The sequence below is a fragment of the Pseudomonas sp. 02C 26 genome, from assembly GCF_002843585.1.
GTDB classification, from domain to species: Bacteria; Pseudomonadota; Gammaproteobacteria; order Pseudomonadales; family Pseudomonadaceae; genus Aquipseudomonas; species Aquipseudomonas shirazensis.
Genome location: NZ_CP025262.1, coordinates 213,184 through 230,371, shown reverse-complemented (window position 1 = coordinate 230,371; position 17,188 = coordinate 213,184). Strand labels below are relative to the sequence as shown.

The following is a 17,188-nucleotide window of genomic DNA, read 5'->3' as shown; positions in this document are numbered from 1 at the left end:
GGGACCGCGCTCGGTTGCGGATCGGCGCAGTCTGTACCATGCACCGAGATCGTGCCCAACGCACCGCAGCAAGGCACAAACGACATCAAATCCCGGCCTAATCACCCGCAAACCCTAACAAACACAGCGTTTAAAAAACCTGGCACGCCCCCTGCAATAGCTATTGCACAACCAGTTTCGGGGGCCCTGGTACAGGCAGGCCGGGTGACCCCTATTTTATTCGCAAGTCGAGCAAGTTCTGGGGACCTCGGTACAGGCAGGCCGGGAATCCCCTCTTTTATTCGTGCAGCCTCACCTGCACACGCCAACGTCCCGCGTCCTCTGCAGCGCTCCATTCGCCCTGCAGGGGGCGCGCGGCCACCACCGTCAGCAGCAAGCCCTTGTCGCTGTTCTGCAAACGCCAGCCGACCGGCTTCTCCTCCAGCATCAGTTGCCCGCGCTGCGCCTTGCCCTTCGCTTCGAACACAATCGCCACCGTACCTTCGACGTTCTCGCCATGCAGCTTTGGCTCTTCGTTGAACCACAGGTCAAGCCCGCCCTGCACAACTCCGATCTGCTCCAGCACACGCTCTTCAGGCGTGGTCAGGCGGCCGATCATCAAGCCGACCATCACCCCGACGATGGCCAGCGACAGCATTACCCGCGGGAACGCTTTCGAACGCTGATCCGGTTCGAGGGTAGAATGCTCGTCATCTTCACGCTTGGAGCCGTGCATGTTTCACGTCATCCTTTTTCAACCAGAAATTCCGCCGAATACCGGCAATATCATCCGCCTGTGTGCCAACAGCGGCTGCGCCTTGCACCTGATCGAGCCGATCAGCTTTGAGCTGGACGACAAGCGCCTGCGCCGGGCCGGGCTGGACTACCACGAGTATGCCACGCTCAAGCGCCACGAGAGCCTGGCGGCGTGCCTGGAAAGCCTCGGCCAGCCGCGTCTGTTCGCCTTCACCACCAAGGGCTCGCACCCGTTTCACGAGGTTGCCTACCAACCAGGCGATGCCTTCCTGTTCGGCCCGGAAAGCCGCGGCCTGCCGGCCGAAGTACTCGACGCCCTGCCCGCCGAGCAGAAGCTGCGCCTGCCGATGCGCCCGGGCTGCCGCAGCCTGAACCTGTCCAACACCGTGGCAGTGACGGTGTATGAAGCCTGGCGCCAGCAGGGCTTTCTCTGAGCCACAAAAAAAGCGCCCAACAGGGCGCTTTTCTCGGTCTGGCAGCCGTGCTTATTGCAGCGACGGTGCTTCGCTAGCGGCCTGCATGCGCTCCATTTCCTGCGCGTACAGGGCGTCGAAGTTCACTGGCGACAGCATCAGCGCCGGGAACGAGCCGCGGGTTACCAGGCTGTCCAGGGTTTCGCGAGCGTACGGGAACAGGATGTTCGGGCAGAACGCGCCGAGGGTGTGGCTCATGGAAGCCGGGTCAAGGTTCTTGATCAGGAAGATACCGGCCTGCTGCACTTCCGCGATGAAAGCCACCTCGTCACCGTTCTTGACGGTCACCGACAGGGTCAGCACGACTTCATGGAAGTCGCCTTCGAGGGCTTTCTGACGGGTGTTGAGGTCCAGCGAAACAGCCGGCTCCCACTGCTGACGGAAGATCTGCGGGCTCTTCGGTGCTTCGAAAGACAGATCGCGCACGTAGATACGCTGCATGGAGAATTGTGCTGCGTTGTCGTCAGTGGCAGCGCCGTTGTTCTGTTGCTCAGTCATGGCTGATCCTAATCCTAATGGGTTGAATGCGGTGTGACTCAGGCCGCGAGGAGGCTGTCGAGCTTGCCCGCGCGCTCGAGGGCGTACAAGTCATCGCAACCACCGACGTGGGTGCTGCCGATCCAGATCTGCGGTACCGAGGTACGGCCGGCCTTCTGGCTCATTTCGGCGCGAACCTGGGGCTTGCCGTCGACCTTGATTTCCTCGAACGGCACGCCTTTGCTTTGCAGCAGTTGCTTGGCGCGGATGCAGAACGGGCAGTAGTCGCTGGAATAGACGATGACGGGCTTCATATCACTTCACCAGGGGCAGGTTATCGGCTTTCCAGCTGGAAATGCCACCGCTGAGCTTGGCCGCGGTGTAACCAGCTTTGAGCAGTTCACGGCAATGGGTACCGGATTGCTGACCCATGCTGTCGACCACGATCAGGGTCTTGTCTTTATGCTTTTCCAGCTCGGCCATACGGCTGGCGAGCTTGTCTTGCGGGATGTTCAGGGCGCCAACGATGTGGCCGGCCGCGAATTCCTTGCTGGTGCGGATGTCGAGCACCACGCCTTTGTCGGCGTTGACCAGTGCAGTCAGCTGGCCGTTGCTCAGGCTCTGGCCGCCACGACGGATTTCGTTGAGCAACAGCAGGATCAGCAGAACAAAGAAAATCGCCACCAGAATGAAGTGGTTTGTGGCAAATGTAATCAGGTTAGCAACCATCAGGTGTGTTCCACGCGATTGAAAATGTCGGCCAGTATACACAGCAGCCAAGGCCCACCAAAGCCCGCCCGCCGGGCAGGCGTGCAGCATTCATCTGCAAACGTTGCAGCGCCAGTCGGCAAACACGATGAATTTTCGCCTGGGGTGGCGCATTTGCCCTAAAATCGGGTCTTTATCATCTTCTGGCAACCGTGAGTGCGATTGATGACGAACACCCCCAAGCCTCTGGTCCTGATCATCCTTGATGGTTTCGGGCACAGCGAACACGTCGAATACAACGCCATCCTTGCCGCGCAGACGCCGGTCTACGATCGCCTTTGCGCTACCCAGCCGAACGGCTTGATCTCGGGTTCGGGCATGGACGTCGGCCTGCCTGACGGGCAGATGGGCAACTCCGAAGTCGGCCACATGAACCTCGGCGCTGGCCGCGTGGTGTACCAGGACTTCACCCGGGTGACCAAGGCCATCCGCGATGGCGAGTTCTTCACCAATCCGGTGCTCTGCGATGCAGTAGACAAGGCTGTCGGCGCCGGTAAGGCCGTGCACATCCTCGGCCTGCTCTCCGACGGTGGCGTACACAGCCACCAGGATCACCTGATCGCCATGGCCGAACTGGCCGCGCAGCGCGGCGCCGAGAAGATCTACCTGCACGCGTTTCTCGATGGCCGAGACACGCCGCCACGCAGCGCGCAGTCGTCGCTCGAACTGGTCGACGCAGCGTTCGCCAAACTGGGCAAGGGCCGCATCGCCAGCATCATCGGCCGCTACTTTGCGATGGACCGGGACAACCGCTGGGACCGCGTCGCCGCGGCCTACAACCTGATCGTCGACTCCAGTGCCGACCACACTGCGGCTACCGCTGTGGAAGGGCTTGAGGCCGCCTACGCGCGCGGCGAGAGCGATGAATTCGTCAAGGCCACGCGGATTGGCGAAGCGGTCACTGTCGAAGATGGCGATGCGGTGATCTTCATGAACTTCCGTGCCGACCGCGCCCGCGAACTGTCGCGGGTGTTCGTCGAGCCTGACTTCAACGAGTTTGCCCGCACCCGCCAGCCAAAAGTGGCAGCCTTCATCGGCCTGACCCAGTACTCGGCGAAGATCCCCGCGCCGGCAGCCTTCGCCCCGGCCAGCCTGGACAACGTGCTTGGCGAATACCTGGCAAAAAACGGCAAGACCCAACTGCGGATTGCCGAAACCGAGAAGTACGCTCACGTCACCTTCTTCTTCTCCGGTGGCCGCGAAGAGCCGTTCGAAGGCGAAGAACGTATTCTCATCCCGTCGCCCAAGGTTGCGACCTATGACCTGCAGCCCGAGATGAACGCGCCTGAGGTCACCGACCGCATCGTCGAAGCGATCGAGCAGCAGCGCTACGACGTGATCGTGGTCAACTACGCCAACGGCGACATGGTCGGCCATACCGGCGTATTTGCCGCTGCGGTCAAAGCCGTCGAGGCGCTCGACACCTGCGTCGGGCGCATTGTCGATGCCCTGGACAAAGTCGGAGGCGAAGCACTGATCACCGCCGACCACGGCAACGTCGAGCAGATGGAAGACGAGAGCACCGGCCAGGCGCATACCGCGCACACCACCGAGCCCGTGCCGTTCATCTATGTCGGCAAGCGCCAGCTCAAGGTGCGTAAAGGCGGCGTGCTGGCCGATGTAGCACCGACCATGCTGACCTTGCTCGGCCTGGAAATCCCGGCAGAAATGACCGGGACTTCGATTCTGGTCGAATAAACCGCCCGCTACACCGCTGTTTCCAGACAAACGCCCCGCTGCAGATGCCGCGGGGCGTTTTGTTTGCAGGCCCAGGCGGGCATACTAGGCCAGTCTCCATCCCTGGTACGCCCACTCCATGTTCCGCGCCCTGATCCTTCTCGCCCTGTCATGCCTGCTCAGCCCGGCCTTTGCCGATGAGCGCGCACAGACCCAGCAACAACTGGATGCCACCCGCCAGGACATCGCCGAGCTCAAGAAGATGCTGGGCAAGCTCCAGGAAGAAAAGTCCGGTGTGCAAAAAGACCTGAAGAGCACCGAAACCGACATCGGTAACCTGGAAAAGCAGGTGGAGGCCCTGCAGCAAGAACTAAAAAAGACCGAGGGCGAACTGGAGCGCCTTGATACCGAGAAAAAAAAACTCCAGTCCGCCCGCACTGAACAACAAGGCCTGATTGCCAGTCAGGCCCGCTCGGCTTATCAGAACAACGGCCGCGAGGAATACCTGAAACTGCTGCTCAACCAGCAGAACCCAGAGAAATTTGCCCGCACCCTCACCTATTACGATTACCTGAGCAAGGCGCGTATGGAGCAGTTGCGCGTGTTCAACGAGACCCTGCGTCAGTTGGCCAATGTCGAGAAGGACATTGCCAGCCAGCAGGCGCAGTTGCTCGCCCAGAGCGGCAACCTCGACAGCCGCCGGCAGGAGCTCGAAGCCGAGCGCGACAAGCGCAAGGCGGTATTGGCCAAGCTCAACAGCGACTTGAAGCAGCGCGACCAGAAGCTGCAAGCCCGCGAGCAGGACCAGGCCGAGCTGGGCAAGGTGCTCAAGACCATCGAAGAAACCCTCGCGCGCCAGGCCCGCGAAGCTGAAGAGGCGCGGCAAAAAGCCCTGATCGCTCAGCGTGAAGCCGAACAACGCCGCCAGCAGGAGGCCTTGGCCGCACGCCAGGCCCCAACCGAGGCGCCGGCCGAGCCACCGAAAAAGGCCCTGACCACCCTCGGCCCGATGGTTTCCGGCGATGGCGCCAGCTATGGCGGTGCGTTTTCTGCAGCGCGGGGCAAACTTCCATGGCCAGTCAATGGTCGATTGCTGGCACGCTTCGGTGATGCCCGTGGTGGTGATGCCCGCGCCAAATGGGATGGTGTGATGATCAGCGCCAGCAGTGGCACCCAGGTTCGCGCAGTGCACGGCGGCCGAGTGGTATTTGCCGATTGGTTGCGTGGGGCTGGACTTCTGGTCATTCTCGACCATGGTAATGGCTATCTGAGCTTGTATGGCCACAATCAACGCCTGCTCAAGAGCGCCGGTGATGTGGTCAAGGCTGGGGAAGCCATATCCACCGTGGGCGACAGCGGTGGCCAGGAAAGCGCAGGTCTGTACTTTGCCATTCGTCAGCAGGGCCGCCCGAGCGACCCGGCGCAATGGTGCCGTGGCTAGGCATTTCAACTTATTTACGGTGGCTGCACCGAGGCTCCTGCGGGAGCGCCAACAGGATCAGGAGTTCGTTCGACATGCTGCACTCGCCTCGCCTCACCCAACTGGCCCTGACCGTCGCCCTGGCGATCGGCGCGCCCCTGGCCCATGCCGCCGAGCCGGCCAAGCCAGCCGCAACGCCAGCTCCCGAGGCCACGGCGAAGTCGCCGCTGCCGCTGGAAGAGCTGCGCACTTTTGCCGAAGTCATGGACCGCATCAAAGCGGCATATGTCGAACCGGTGGACGACAAGACCCTGCTGGAGAACGCCATCAAGGGCATGCTCAGCAACCTTGACCCGCACTCGGCCTACCTCGGCCCGGAAGACTTCCAGGAACTGCAGGAAAGCACCAGCGGCGAGTTCGGCGGCCTGGGCATCGAAGTGGGCATGGAAGACGGTTTCGTCAAAGTTGTCTCGCCCATCGACGACACCCCGGCCTCGCGTGCCGGCATCGAAGCCGGCGACCTGATCGTCAAGATCAATGGCGCGCCGACCCGTGGCCAGAGCATGACCGAAGCGGTCGACAAGATGCGCGGCAAGATCGGCGACAAGATCACCCTGACCCTGGTCCGCGATGGCGGCACGCCGTTTGACGTGACCCTCGCCCGTGCGGTCATTCAGGTCAAGAGCGTCAAGAGCCAGCTGCTGGAAAGCGGCTACGGCTATATCCGCATCACCCAGTTCCAGGTCAAGACCGGCGAAGAAGTCGGCAAGGCCCTGGCCAAGCTGCGCAAGGACAACGGCAAGAAGCTGCGCGGGGTCGTGCTCGACCTGCGCAACAACCCCGGCGGCGTGTTGCAGTCGGCGGTCGAAGTGGCCGACCACTTCCTGACCAAAGGCTTGATCGTCTACACCAAAGGCCGCATCGCCAACTCCGAGCTGCGCTTCTCGGCCGACCCGGCCGACGCCAGTGAAGGCGTACCGCTGGTGGTGCTGATCAACGGCGGCAGCGCCTCGGCTTCGGAGATCGTCGCCGGTGCCCTGCAAGACCAGAAGCGCGGTGTGCTGATGGGCACCGACAGCTTCGGCAAAGGCTCGGTGCAGACCGTGCTGCCGCTGGCCAACGACCGCGCCCTGAAGCTTACCACCGCGCTGTACTTCACCCCCAACGGCCGCTCGATCCAGGCCCAGGGCATCGTCCCCGATATCGAAGTGCGCCAGGCCAAGCTCACTGCCGAGGCCGACACCGAGAACTTCAAGGAAGCCGACCTGCAAGGCCACCTCGGTAACGGCAACGGCGGCGCCGACCGACCGACCGGCAGCAGCAAGCGCAAAGAGCGCCCGCAGGATGATGACTTCCAGCTGAGCCAGGCACTGAGCCTGCTCAAAGGCCTGAACATCACCAAGGGCGAATGATCCGCTGATGCGTTATCTGCTGTTGACCTTGTTCTGCCTGCTGACCGGCGCCGCCCATGCGGCGCCGGCCAAGGCTTACATGAGCATCATCATCGACGACCTTGGCCAGAGCATCGAGCGCGACCAGCGCACCCTTGCCCTGCCCGGCCCGGTGACCATGGCGGTGATGCCTGATACCCCGCACGCCAGTGACTTCGCCCGTCAGGCCCATAAAGCCGGCAAGACGGTAATCCTGCACATGCCGATGGACCCGGCCACCGGCCCATATGCCTGGCACCCTGGCCTACCGACCGAAGAGCTCGCCCGGCGCCTTGACGCAGCGCTGCTCAAGGTGCCGTTTGCCGCAGGCGTGAACAATCATATGGGCAGCCGCATGACCGCTGAGCCAACTGCCATGGCCTGGTTGATGGCTGAGTTGCAGCGCCGTGACCTGTTCTTCGTCGACAGCCGCACCAGTGCCGCTACCGTGGCTGCCGCCAAGGCGCAGGAAGACTGCCTTGCACACGTGTCACGGGATGTATTTCTGGACGACGTGCGCACCAGCGAAGCCATCACCGCTCAGTTGCGTGAAGGCGTCGAGCTGGCCCGCAGGCAGGGCTCAGCTGTGCTGATTGGCCACCCCTACGCACAAACGCTGGAGGTTCTGGAAAGAGAAATGCCCCGGCTCAAGAGCCAGGGCATCGAACTGATAGAGCTGCGCCAGATGATCGCCGTGCGCAGCAATCTGGCCATGCCTGCACATGGCAAGCAAGGCCGCTACAGCAATCGCTGAAGCCTACTCGAACGGGATGATGCCGAGCACATCGGCCTTGGTCAGCTTGCTGCGGTAGATCTCCAACACCTCACTGTTCTGCGCTGCACGTAATTGAGCGTCGCGGCCCAACGCGCGCTGCGCCCAGGTTTTTAGGTGCCCGGCGACAAAATCAAGGTCAGCTGCGCCCTCGCTGGCGTAGTGGAAATGCGCCTCCCACAAGCCAATGCCTCGACCATGTCCGGACACGGCCAGCCGCTTGATTTCATAGATATCCAGGTAGTCGTTGCGGGGCAGCGGTCTGCGTTTGACGGTGCGTACAATAGTCAGTTGTTTCTGCTCGTGCAGGTACTTGAGCGCTCGTGCCGTTGGGTGAGTGGTATTGAAGTAGATCGATCTGAGCAAGTCATCCTGGGTCGCCTGCAATGACTCGATGCCCGTTTCAAGATCTTCATACAACGCTGCATCGCCTTCGCTGCGAGGCAGTGCTGCGAGCACCTCTCTGAGTTTTTCGCGGTGCAGCTCCAATACCGTGCTCAAGCCCAACGGCTCGTCAGATGAAACATAGCGCCGAGCGATCTTGACCACCGAATCCATCTCGCCCAACAGCGTGCGCCCGCGTCGGCGGACACTGGCAAGCCCTTGCGTCGATGGGGACGCTCTGTCGAGCGGGTTGGACTCGGCGTCTTCGACCCACGCACTGTTCTGGCGTCTGAAAGTTTTCAAAACCTTGGAGTAGGAATCTCTTTGCTGGATAACCGACTCGCCATCGACCTGCACCTCCTCTCCCACAACGCTTCGGCCACGGTGCGTGCGGACCACTCGACGTATGCCGCCACGCTTTGCATAGAGAGGCGTACGCACCCTCGGTACATCCGCCAGCTCAAGTTCACGCAGGTCGCTGGCAATCTCGATCCTGACCGAATCCTTGAGTTTGCCGAGCGTCTGCTGGTATAGCCGCAGCTTGTCCGCTCGGATGACTTTCTTGCCCACGCTCAGCAAGTAATCGGCCATACCTGCTGCTTCCTCGTAGGCATCCATTACACCGTTCAGGACTTCCAGGCGCTCGCTCAGCGCGAGGTCCGCACCCGCCAGCTCGGCGTGCGCAGCGCCAGCACTGGCCAACGCAGGGCCGTTGAGATAGTTCTGGTACTCGTTCAAGGTCGCTTCGTCTGCCCCACCAAGGCGATCCAGACTAAGCTCGGCAAGGTCCTGCAGCATACGGAATTCAAGGTCTACCGCGTTCGCTCGCCTTGCCTCGATGATCCGATTGAGCATCTGAGCCTTGGTGTCTCTGCCGCCTTCCTCGGATTTGAAATGAATCGTGCTGTCCTTTAGCGTTTCCTCGAGCAGGGCGTCGAACGGCCCGGACAGTTCGATCAACTCCTGCTCCCACATCTGCACGCCCTCAAGCGCCTTGGTGAAGTCCCGATAGTGCTGGATTTCGGCCTCGGTTTCCGGGAGGACCAACAGCTGCTCCCTTTGCTCCTCAATGTCTTCGTCGTTGATCATGTCCGCCAGACGGTTGTAGTACTGCGCGCAGTTCTCGACCAGGCTGTGCCGAATATCGCTGCGCTGTCCGTCCAGCACCTGATCCAGCACGGGGTCAACGGACCTGACGGCAGTGATCTCGGTCAGAATACGATCATGCTTGCGGTCTACCTCGATCAATCGTTTATAGCCACCGGCAACACGCTCGCTGTAGCGCTTCTGAAGGCTCCTGAGCAGCGCCAACTTGCTTACTTGAACGCTGTCCAGTGATGCCTCCTGTTCCAAATCAAGGATCAACGCCTTGTTCTCGAACTCTTGCCTGATATATTTTTCTAGGTCTCGCCGCCGTGGTTCGCTGTCCACGACCAGCGCACTCTCCTGATCCTTGAGTAGAGCAAGCTGCTGCTTCTTGGTTTCCTGCAGGCGCTGAACGCGATTACGCGGCATACCGCCATCCAAGCGCAGCCGAGCATCGATACGCCACGCTCCGAACTCGCGCAGCAGCCACGGCCCGACGGCGCCGTCCCGGCCTTCAATACGTGCGCCTTCGGCGCTGAGCGCCACCGCGTAGGTGTCCCCGCGCAGCGACACGTAATGCTGCCCATCCTTGATATACAAGCCTTGTTCAGGGCCAGCACTGAGCGGCTGGATGCCGTTGAGCGATACAGCACTGCGCATCGCCAGCAAGGCCTGCCGCCGTTGAGGAGGCAGGACATTGAAGCCCTGCCCTCCACTGAAGGAAAAGTCCAGGTTCACGCTGGCCTTGTTGAGCACCTCGCCAGGCAGGTAGACCTTGCCTTGGACTGGGCGAGTCATCGCCGTGGATGCACCGTTGCCTGCGATTGTCGGCCCGCGCAACAGATCCAGCGGCGGTTGCTCTACGGGGACGGGCTCCTGCAACTGCGGCAACCGCGCATGCAGCAGCGCCATGCCGGCATTGAGGATCAGGTCGACAACCGCCGCTGAGCGCCCGAAGGCACTAGCTTTAGCCAACGCGGTGAGGTCATTGTCGATGCTCTTGGCCAGTTGCACCATCCAGGCCACCACTGCCACCGGCCCGCGCAGTTGCAAGGTAATCAGGTCGAACAGCAACCAGGCACCTTCACACAGAATGGCCCAACGGCTCTCGGCATTCGACACACTCTGCCGGTCAGCCAGCTCCACCAGCAGGTCGCGGTTTGCTGCATACATATTTGCGTCGACATCAACGCGCCAAAACTCCGGCCAGAACGCAGGCGGTTGCACGCGCTCGGGCAGGAGCGAGGAATCGACGATCGGCACACCCAGATGCGGCTCGGTAAATCCGCCGTGCGCATACACGCTTCGAGCCTGTGGCAGGATCCACTCAAGGATGTCCTGCTGCAAGGCCGTATCGGAACGAATCGCCTGCATCATCGCATCCAGACTGGCAAACTCGCATACCGAGCGCGATGCATACAACGGCCGATATAGCACAACCACGGCAGGCTCGACGCAAAACAGCACATACATTCCACGCACCAGGTCGTAGTGCTCACTGCTGGGCTCGCGCCGAAATGCAAGTGGCATCAACATGCTGCCTGGCAACTGCTTGTCATCCAGCCCCCGGCAGTAATTGACCACGGCTTGCAGCGCGGCCTCACTCAGGCTACCTGCCAGTTTTGCCTGCAAGGCACTGAACAGGAAAGAACAACGCCATTCACGAGCGAAACGACTGACGCGCAGCTCACGCTGGGCCGGCTCATCCAGACGGTCAGCGACATACACCGGATAATGAGCACCGATGTCGACACGCTGGATAAGTGCCTTGACGTACTCGACGTTCATCCAGTCCATGATCAGTTGATCGTCCCGATGCTCGATCGCCGTCACGGTAGCTCCGGCCAGTGAGCTCAAATTGCCTACGGCAAGCTGGGTAAGCGAAACCTTGCGCGTTTCAACCACCCCGCCGCCAACACCCGCGCCCGCACCGCCGGGCACTCCCCTGGCCACGCTCAGGGTCAGCAACAGGTCATCCGCAAAGTAGTTGGCGTCGATCGGATGATCACTCAACATCTGCTCACGCAAACGCTGGCTGGCGTAGCCATGCAGGTCAAGAATGCCATCAAGTGCAGGGATACCGTCGGAGTCAGCCTGCGCCAAGGCCAGCTCGAACAGGCCACACTGGTAGGCAAAGCTGTCCTCGGAAGACGCTCTATTCAGTCCTGGAGGCAGGATCAGTTTGGTACTGCCAACGTTGGAATAGGCCGGGATGAAGAAGCTGGCAGGGTCGCTCAGCGAGGCATATGCCTGCTCAAGCGCGCCGACATCTGCCAGCAAGGCGGGGCGCAGCCGCGACAGCGTCGCCAGGAGAATATCCAGCAACATTGCCGCCTGCTGCACAAAGCAGTCGCCCTCCAACGCAAAGCGGTGCCAAGTCATGGCCTCGAAGCGGTAACGCACGCCGAGCTCGTCGGCAAGCGCAGCAGCAAACTCGTCGAACGAGTCGAATGCACGGATGATCCCCGAGGGCGCGCACCACAGAAGGCACTCGCGCTCGTCCCATTGCGCCTGAATCAGCAGGTTTGGCAATGTCTCGCTGAAGGTAGCCCCGCCAATGTCCAGTTCGACCTGCACCAGATACACACCGGACGGCACATTGCCGCGTGCCAGCAGCTCGCGCACGCACTGCGCCTGCTGTTCATCCAACACCTGCCAGGGCAAGTTGCAGAGTAGCGCCGATTTGAGCAGTTGCTGCAGCCAGCTCAGGTGGTCGACGCCCATGCTGCCAGTCGCCCAATAGTCGACCTGGGCCTGACAGAAGTCATCTGGCAACTGCCTGACCAGTTCATCGAAGGCTGTCTGCAGCCGCTCAGGCTTTATGACATCGCCCTCGCCGGTGGTCATGGAGTCTTCGATCGCATAAAAGCGCCTACCCGGTTCCAGGCAGAAGTACTGGGCAACGTTGTCTACCGGCGACAAGTCCAGCAACTTGCCGTCAATCAGCGCTTGCAGCACCAGGTCGACCAGCGGTCGGAGAGGAAGTCCAGGTGTCATCAGCATCAGCCCTTCAGCTGAATGCATGTCAGGTCTGGCAGTCTTGAGAATGGGATGGTGTTCGATCAAGAGCTGCATGATCCGCTCAGCCGCGATCTGGCGCAGGCCAGGGCGGTTGGCGAATTGAGCAGCTACGCTGGCGTGGAAATCAGAGGCTGTTGCGGATGGGTTGCTGGGCATGGCGGCACTTTCCTGAGGAGAAAGGGCTCAACCTAACGCGTAGTGGAGGGTGCTCCGGTGTTAGTTATTGCTGGGGTCGACACTGCGCCACCAGGCAGTTGGCGCAATAACGAAACAGGCCCTGTCCAATGGACAAGGCCTGTTTCAAGCAAAGCTGCGCACGTGTCCTAGCTGTACACGCGCCCCAGCACCTGGCGATGGCTCTCGAACTGATCAAGCACGTCGCGAACGATCTGCTCCGGCAAGAAGCCCATCAGGTCGTACTCCTGACTACCATCGTGCAGATAGACCTCGGCGCGATAATAGCGTTGGCGCACATCGGCCTCGCCTTGCACCTGTGCCTCGTTGGGCGCCGCCAGGTAGCCGTCCAGGCTGACCTCGTAGACGAACGGGTTGCCCTCTTCCATCATCACCCGCAGGCCCATCATATTGCGCGACTGGCCTAAGCGGGTCTCGACCTCGAAACCCTGCGCCTGCAGCTGCGCTGCGGCGTCCTTGAGGGCCGGACTGACGTGTTTGTCCATGAAGCGCTGAACCACCGCCTGGGTCGGCTGCAACTCCATCGCACTGAGCCGCTCGCTGAAACCGCGACGGCCGCGCGCGGCCAGCTCGGCCCGCTCCTGCTCCAGTTGCGCGTCCTGCTTCATGGCCTTGTACAAGCCGAACATGAACAGCACCAGCACCACCGAGAACGGCAGCCCTGCGAGCACGACCATGGTCTGCATGGCGGCGAAGTTGCCGGCCAGCAGCAGGCCAATGGTTACCAGGGTGATTACCACCGACCAGAACACCACCATCCAGTGCGGCGCGTCCTCGTCGACCTGGCCGCCCTTGCACGACAGGTTGGCCATCATCACCGCGCCGGAGTCGGCCGGGGTCAGGAACAGCACGAAGCCGACGAACACCGCCACCCCGATGACGATCTTGGCTGCCGGGAAGTATTCCAGCAGTTGGTAGATCGACATCGATGGCTGCTCAAGCGCCGTCTTGCCCAGCTCCACCGCACCATGGTTCATCACCAGGTCCAGTGCGGTGTTGCCGAAGATCGACAGCCAGGCCAAGGTAAAGCCCAGCGGGATCAGCAGCACCCCGGCAACCAGCTCGCGCACGGTGCGGCCCTTGGAGATACGGGCGATGAACATGCCCACGAACGGCCCCCAGGAAATCCACCAGGCCCAGTAGAACACGGTCCACAGGCCCAACCAGCGCTCGGACTTGCCCGCTTCGTTCTCGTACACATACAGGTCAAAGGTCTTCAGCACGATGCCGTTGAGGTAGTCGCCGGTGTTCTGCACAAAGCCGTTGAGCAGGTGCAGGGTATCGCCGGCCAGCAGGACGAAGATCAGCAGGCCGCTGAACAGCACGATATTCAAGTTGGACAGGCGGCGGATGCCGTTTTCCACACCCGATACCGCGGCCACCGTCGCCACCGTCGCCATGACCAGAATGACGATCAGCAGGTTAGTGTTGCTGTGCGCCATGCCGAACAGGTACTCAAGCCCCGAGGCAACCTGCATCGAGCCAATACCGAGGTTGGTCACCAGCCCCAGCAGGGTCACGAACATGCCGAAAATGTCCACCGCATGGCCGGCGCTGCCCTTGACCCAGCGCTCGCCCATCAATGGGTACAGCGCCGAACGCAAGGCCAGCGGCTGGTTATGCCGATAGGCGAAGTAGCCGACTGCCAGGCCAACCAGGGCATAGATCGCCCAGCCGTGCAGGCCCCAGTGCAGGAAGGTCAGCTGCAGGCCCTGGCGCGCCGCTTCTGCGCTGGCCGAGGTGCCTTCGGGCGGGTTGAAGTAATGATCCAGCGGCTCGGACGCACCGAAGTACAGCAGCGAGATACCGATGCCCGACGAGAACAGCATGCCGGCCCAGGCACCGTAGCTGAAGTCCGGTTGGTCATCCTTGCCGCCCAGCTTGAGCTTGCCGAAGCTGGAGAAGGCCAGAACGATGACGAACACCAGGTAGCCGCCAATCACCAGCATGTAATACCAGCCGAAGCTGCGCGTCAGCCAGGTCTGGGCGACGTTGAGCACTTCACCGGCGGTGTCGGGTACAGCGATAAGCAAGGCAGTCAGAACAAGGATCAGCAGCGCAGAGGTGATGAACACCACGTTGTTGACCCGGACCCTCTCGGCGGGGGGTTTGGTTAGGGAGGCAGAACTCATTGCACGAATGCTCCGGGCAGTGCTGGGGTGGAGGCTAATCAGTCAATCCCGTGCAATTGGTCAATTAATGCCACTGCGACAGGTGTTATAAAAGCACTCAGGAAAACCGTGATCCCGTAGCGAAACGATGCACAACTACAGAGCCAAGCCCCGCTCCGAGGGCCCTGCGCGCAGTCTCGCGACCGCTCGGCAGATTCTGTATCGCGCAGCGCCCATGCCCGTCAACGCCTTGTATTCCGGGGGTTGCACGTTTTTCTAGGGTGCCAATCGATGCCTTCTCGACAGCCTTAAACAACTGTCAATGGCACAAATTGTCGCAGAGCTTATTCTTTATTGATTGAACGTTCAATCAAAACAAAATAGACTGGCCTTCGCCGAGGCAGCCGCTTGTCGTCTGCCCGCAGGCCTGAGGAGATTTGCCAGATGCCCAAGGTCGGTATGCAACCCATTCGCCGTCAGCAGTTGATCGAAGCCACCCTGCAGGCGGTCGATCAGGTCGGTCTGGGAGATGCCAGCATTGCGCTGATCGCCCGTTTGGCTGGAGTGTCGAACGGCATCATCAGTCACTACTTTCAGGACAAGAACGGCCTGATCGCAGCGACCATGCGCCACCTCATGAATGCGTTGAGCGAAGGCACCGTCGCCCGTCGACTAGCCCTCACCGACGACAGCCCGCGGGCGCACCTGAGAGTCATCGTCGAGGGCAACTTCGACGCCAGCCAGGTCAGCGGCCCGGCAATGAAAACCTGGTTGGCCTTCTGGGCCGCCAGCATGCACCAGCCGTCCTTGCACAGGTTGCAGCGGATCAACGATCACCGCCTTTATTCCAACCTGTGCTGCCAGTTTCGCCGCGTCCTGCCGCTCTACCATGCGCGCAAGGCCGCCCGTGGCCTGGCAGCCTTGATCGACGGCCTGTGGTTGCGTGGCGCACTCTCGGGCGACGCGTTCGATACCGAGCAGGCAATTCGGATTGCCTACGAATACATGGATTTACAACTGGCTAAGCAGCACGCCCTGGATACAACGCCCCAGGCGGCTGAACGATCGCACGCAGCGACTGCCTCATTAGCAGGAGCGCAACGCGGCTAGCCAATCACACACTGCACTTGCGAGGATTCTATGGCCCGTTTCGGAACGCAAAAACTCTACATCGATGGTGGTTATGTCGACGCTGGCAGCGATGCCACCTTCGAAGCCATCAACCCGGCGACCGGCGAAGTCCTCGCCCACGTCCAGCGCGCCACTGCCGCTGACGTCGAACGTGCCGTCGAGAGCGCCGAACGTGGCCAGAAAGTCTGGGCCGCGATGACTGCCATGCAGCGGTCGCGCATTCTGCGTCGTGCCGTTGACATCCTGCGCGAGCGCAACGATGAGCTGGCCATGCTGGAAACCCTCGACACCGGCAAGTCCTACTCGGAAACCCGTTACGTCGACATCGTCACCGGCGCCGACGTGCTCGAGTACTACGCAGGCCTGGTCCCGGCCATCGAAGGCGAGCAGATCCCGCTGCGCGAAAGCTCGTTCGTCTACACCCGCCGCGAACCGCTGGGCGTGACCGCCGGTATCGGCGCGTGGAACTACCCGATCCAGATCGCCCTGTGGAAATCGGCGCCAGCCCTGGCGGCCGGCAACGCGATGATCTTCAAGCCGTCGGAAGTTACCTCGCTGACCACCCTGAAACTGGCCGAGATCTACACCGAAGCCGGCCTGCCGAATGGCGTGTTCAACGTCCTCACCGGCAGCGGCCGTGAAGTCGGCACCTTGCTGACCGAGCACCCGCGCATCGAAAAAGTATCCTTCACCGGCGGCACCACCACCGGCAAGAAAGTCATGGCCAGCGCCTCGAGCTCGTCGCTCAAGGAAGTCACCATGGAACTGGGCGGCAAGTCGCCGCTGATCATCTGCGCCGATGCCGACCTCGACAAGGCCGCCGACATCGCCATGATGGCCAACTTCTACAGCTCCGGTCAGGTCTGCACCAACGGCACCCGGGTATTCATCCCGGCTCCGATGAAAGCCGCCTTCGAAGCCAAGATCGCAGAGCGCGTTGCGCGCATCCGCATTGGCAACCCGGAAGACGAGAACACCAACTTCGGCCCGCTGGTCAGCTTCCAGCACATGGAAAGCGTGCTCGGCTACATCGCCAAAGGTAAGGAAGAAGGCGCCCGCGTCCTCTGCGGCGGCGAGCGTCTGAGCGAAGGCGACCTGGCCAAGGGTGCCTTCGTTGCGCCGACCGTGTTCACCGACTGCCGCGACGACATGACCATCGTCAAGGAAGAGATCTTCGGCCCGGTCATGAGCATCCTCAGCTACGAGACCGAAGAAGAAGTCATCCGCCGCGCCAACGATACCGAATACGGTCTGGCTGCCGGCGTCTGCACCAACGACATCAGCCGCGCCCACCGCATCATTCACCAGCTTGAAGCCGGCATCTGCTGGATCAACGCCTGGGGCGAGTCGCCGGCAGAAATGCCGGTCGGTGGTTACAAGCAATCCGGTGTCGGCCGCGAAAACGGCGTCAGCTCGCTGGCCCAGTACACCCGCATCAAGTCGGTTCAGGTCGAGCTCGGCGGCTACACCTCGGTGTTCTAAGCACCCTGTGTAGTTAGGCCCGCGCC

The 17,188-nt window shown here is 61.5% G+C and carries 13 protein-coding genes; 7 read left to right on the top strand and 6 right to left on the bottom strand.

The window, feature by feature from the left end:
* Positions 1-277 precede the first annotated feature (277 nt).
* Positions 278-715, bottom strand: a complete 438-nt coding sequence (locus CXQ80_RS01045) for a hypothetical protein (protein ID WP_101315611.1) — start codon at positions 713-715, stop codon at positions 278-280.
* Between CXQ80_RS01045 and trmL the strand changes: the two genes are divergently transcribed.
* Positions 714-1,169 (top strand): tRNA (uridine(34)/cytosine(34)/5-carboxymethylaminomethyluridine(34)-2'-O)-methyltransferase TrmL, encoded by a 456-nt coding sequence (trmL, locus tag CXQ80_RS01040; protein WP_101315609.1) that lies wholly within the window; start codon positions 714-716, stop codon positions 1,167-1,169. The two genes, CXQ80_RS01045 and trmL, sit on opposite strands and share 2 nt — an antisense overlap.
* Positions 1,170-1,220: 51 nt before the next feature.
* Here the strand turns inward: trmL and secB are convergent, their stop codons facing one another.
* From secB to CXQ80_RS01025, 3 genes are read right to left on the bottom strand one after another with little or no spacing between them, the layout of a single operon-like run.
* Positions 1,221-1,706 carry a protein-export chaperone SecB gene (secB, locus tag CXQ80_RS01035; protein WP_101315607.1) on the bottom strand — a complete coding sequence of 162 codons (486 nt, stop codon included), beginning with the start codon at positions 1,704-1,706 and terminating at the stop codon, positions 1,221-1,223.
* A 38-nt stretch (positions 1,707-1,744) separates the two neighbouring features.
* Positions 1,745-1,999 (bottom strand): glutaredoxin 3, encoded by a 255-nt coding sequence (gene grxC, locus CXQ80_RS01030; protein ID WP_101315605.1) that lies wholly within the window; start codon positions 1,997-1,999, stop codon positions 1,745-1,747.
* Between the two features lies 1 nt (position 2,000).
* The gene (locus CXQ80_RS01025) at positions 2,001-2,414 is read right to left on the bottom strand and encodes a rhodanese-like domain-containing protein (RefSeq protein ID WP_101315604.1); all 414 of its coding nucleotides are present in this window, start codon (positions 2,412-2,414) and stop codon (positions 2,001-2,003) included.
* Between the two features lie 204 nt (positions 2,415-2,618).
* On the opposite strand from CXQ80_RS01025, the gene gpmI reads away from it, so the two are divergent.
* The 4 genes from gpmI (at position 2,619) to CXQ80_RS01005 (ending at position 7,734) form a co-directional block, all read left to right on the top strand.
* On the top strand, positions 2,619-4,151 hold the full coding sequence (gpmI, locus tag CXQ80_RS01020) for a 2,3-bisphosphoglycerate-independent phosphoglycerate mutase (RefSeq protein WP_101315602.1): 1,533 nt from the start codon (positions 2,619-2,621) through the stop codon (positions 4,149-4,151).
* 118 nt (positions 4,152-4,269) lie between these two features.
* The gene (locus tag CXQ80_RS01015; RefSeq protein WP_101315600.1) at positions 4,270-5,571 is read left to right on the top strand and encodes a murein hydrolase activator EnvC; all 1,302 of its coding nucleotides are present in this window, start codon (positions 4,270-4,272) and stop codon (positions 5,569-5,571) included.
* A 74-nt stretch (positions 5,572-5,645) separates the two neighbouring features.
* A complete protein-coding gene (locus CXQ80_RS01010; RefSeq protein WP_101315598.1) occupies positions 5,646-6,962 on the top strand; it encodes a S41 family peptidase in 1,317 nt (438 codons plus the stop codon).
* 7 nt (positions 6,963-6,969) lie between these two features.
* Positions 6,970-7,734, top strand: a complete 765-nt coding sequence (locus CXQ80_RS01005; protein ID WP_101315596.1) for a divergent polysaccharide deacetylase family protein — start codon at positions 6,970-6,972, stop codon at positions 7,732-7,734.
* Between the two features lie 3 nt (positions 7,735-7,737).
* Here CXQ80_RS01005 and CXQ80_RS01000 read toward each other — a convergent pair whose 3' ends face one another.
* Positions 7,738-12,399 carry a dermonecrotic toxin domain-containing protein gene (locus tag CXQ80_RS01000; protein WP_101315594.1) on the bottom strand — a complete coding sequence of 1,554 codons (4,662 nt, stop codon included), beginning with the start codon at positions 12,397-12,399 and terminating at the stop codon, positions 7,738-7,740.
* Positions 12,400-12,566: 167 nt separating this feature from the next.
* Complete coding sequence (gene betT / locus CXQ80_RS00995) at positions 12,567-14,570, bottom strand: choline BCCT transporter BetT (protein WP_101315592.1); 2,004 nt, start codon at positions 14,568-14,570, stop codon at positions 12,567-12,569.
* A gap of 423 nt (positions 14,571-14,993) precedes the next feature.
* Here betT and betI point away from each other — a divergent pair, with 423 nt between their 5' ends.
* Complete coding sequence (gene betI, locus CXQ80_RS00990) at positions 14,994-15,659, top strand: transcriptional regulator BetI (RefSeq protein ID WP_101315590.1); 666 nt, start codon at positions 14,994-14,996, stop codon at positions 15,657-15,659.
* Positions 15,660-15,689: 30 nt separating this feature from the next.
* A complete protein-coding gene (betB, locus tag CXQ80_RS00985) occupies positions 15,690-17,162 on the top strand; it encodes a betaine-aldehyde dehydrogenase (protein WP_101315588.1) in 1,473 nt (490 codons plus the stop codon).
* The last annotated feature ends 26 nt before the right edge of the window (positions 17,163-17,188 follow it).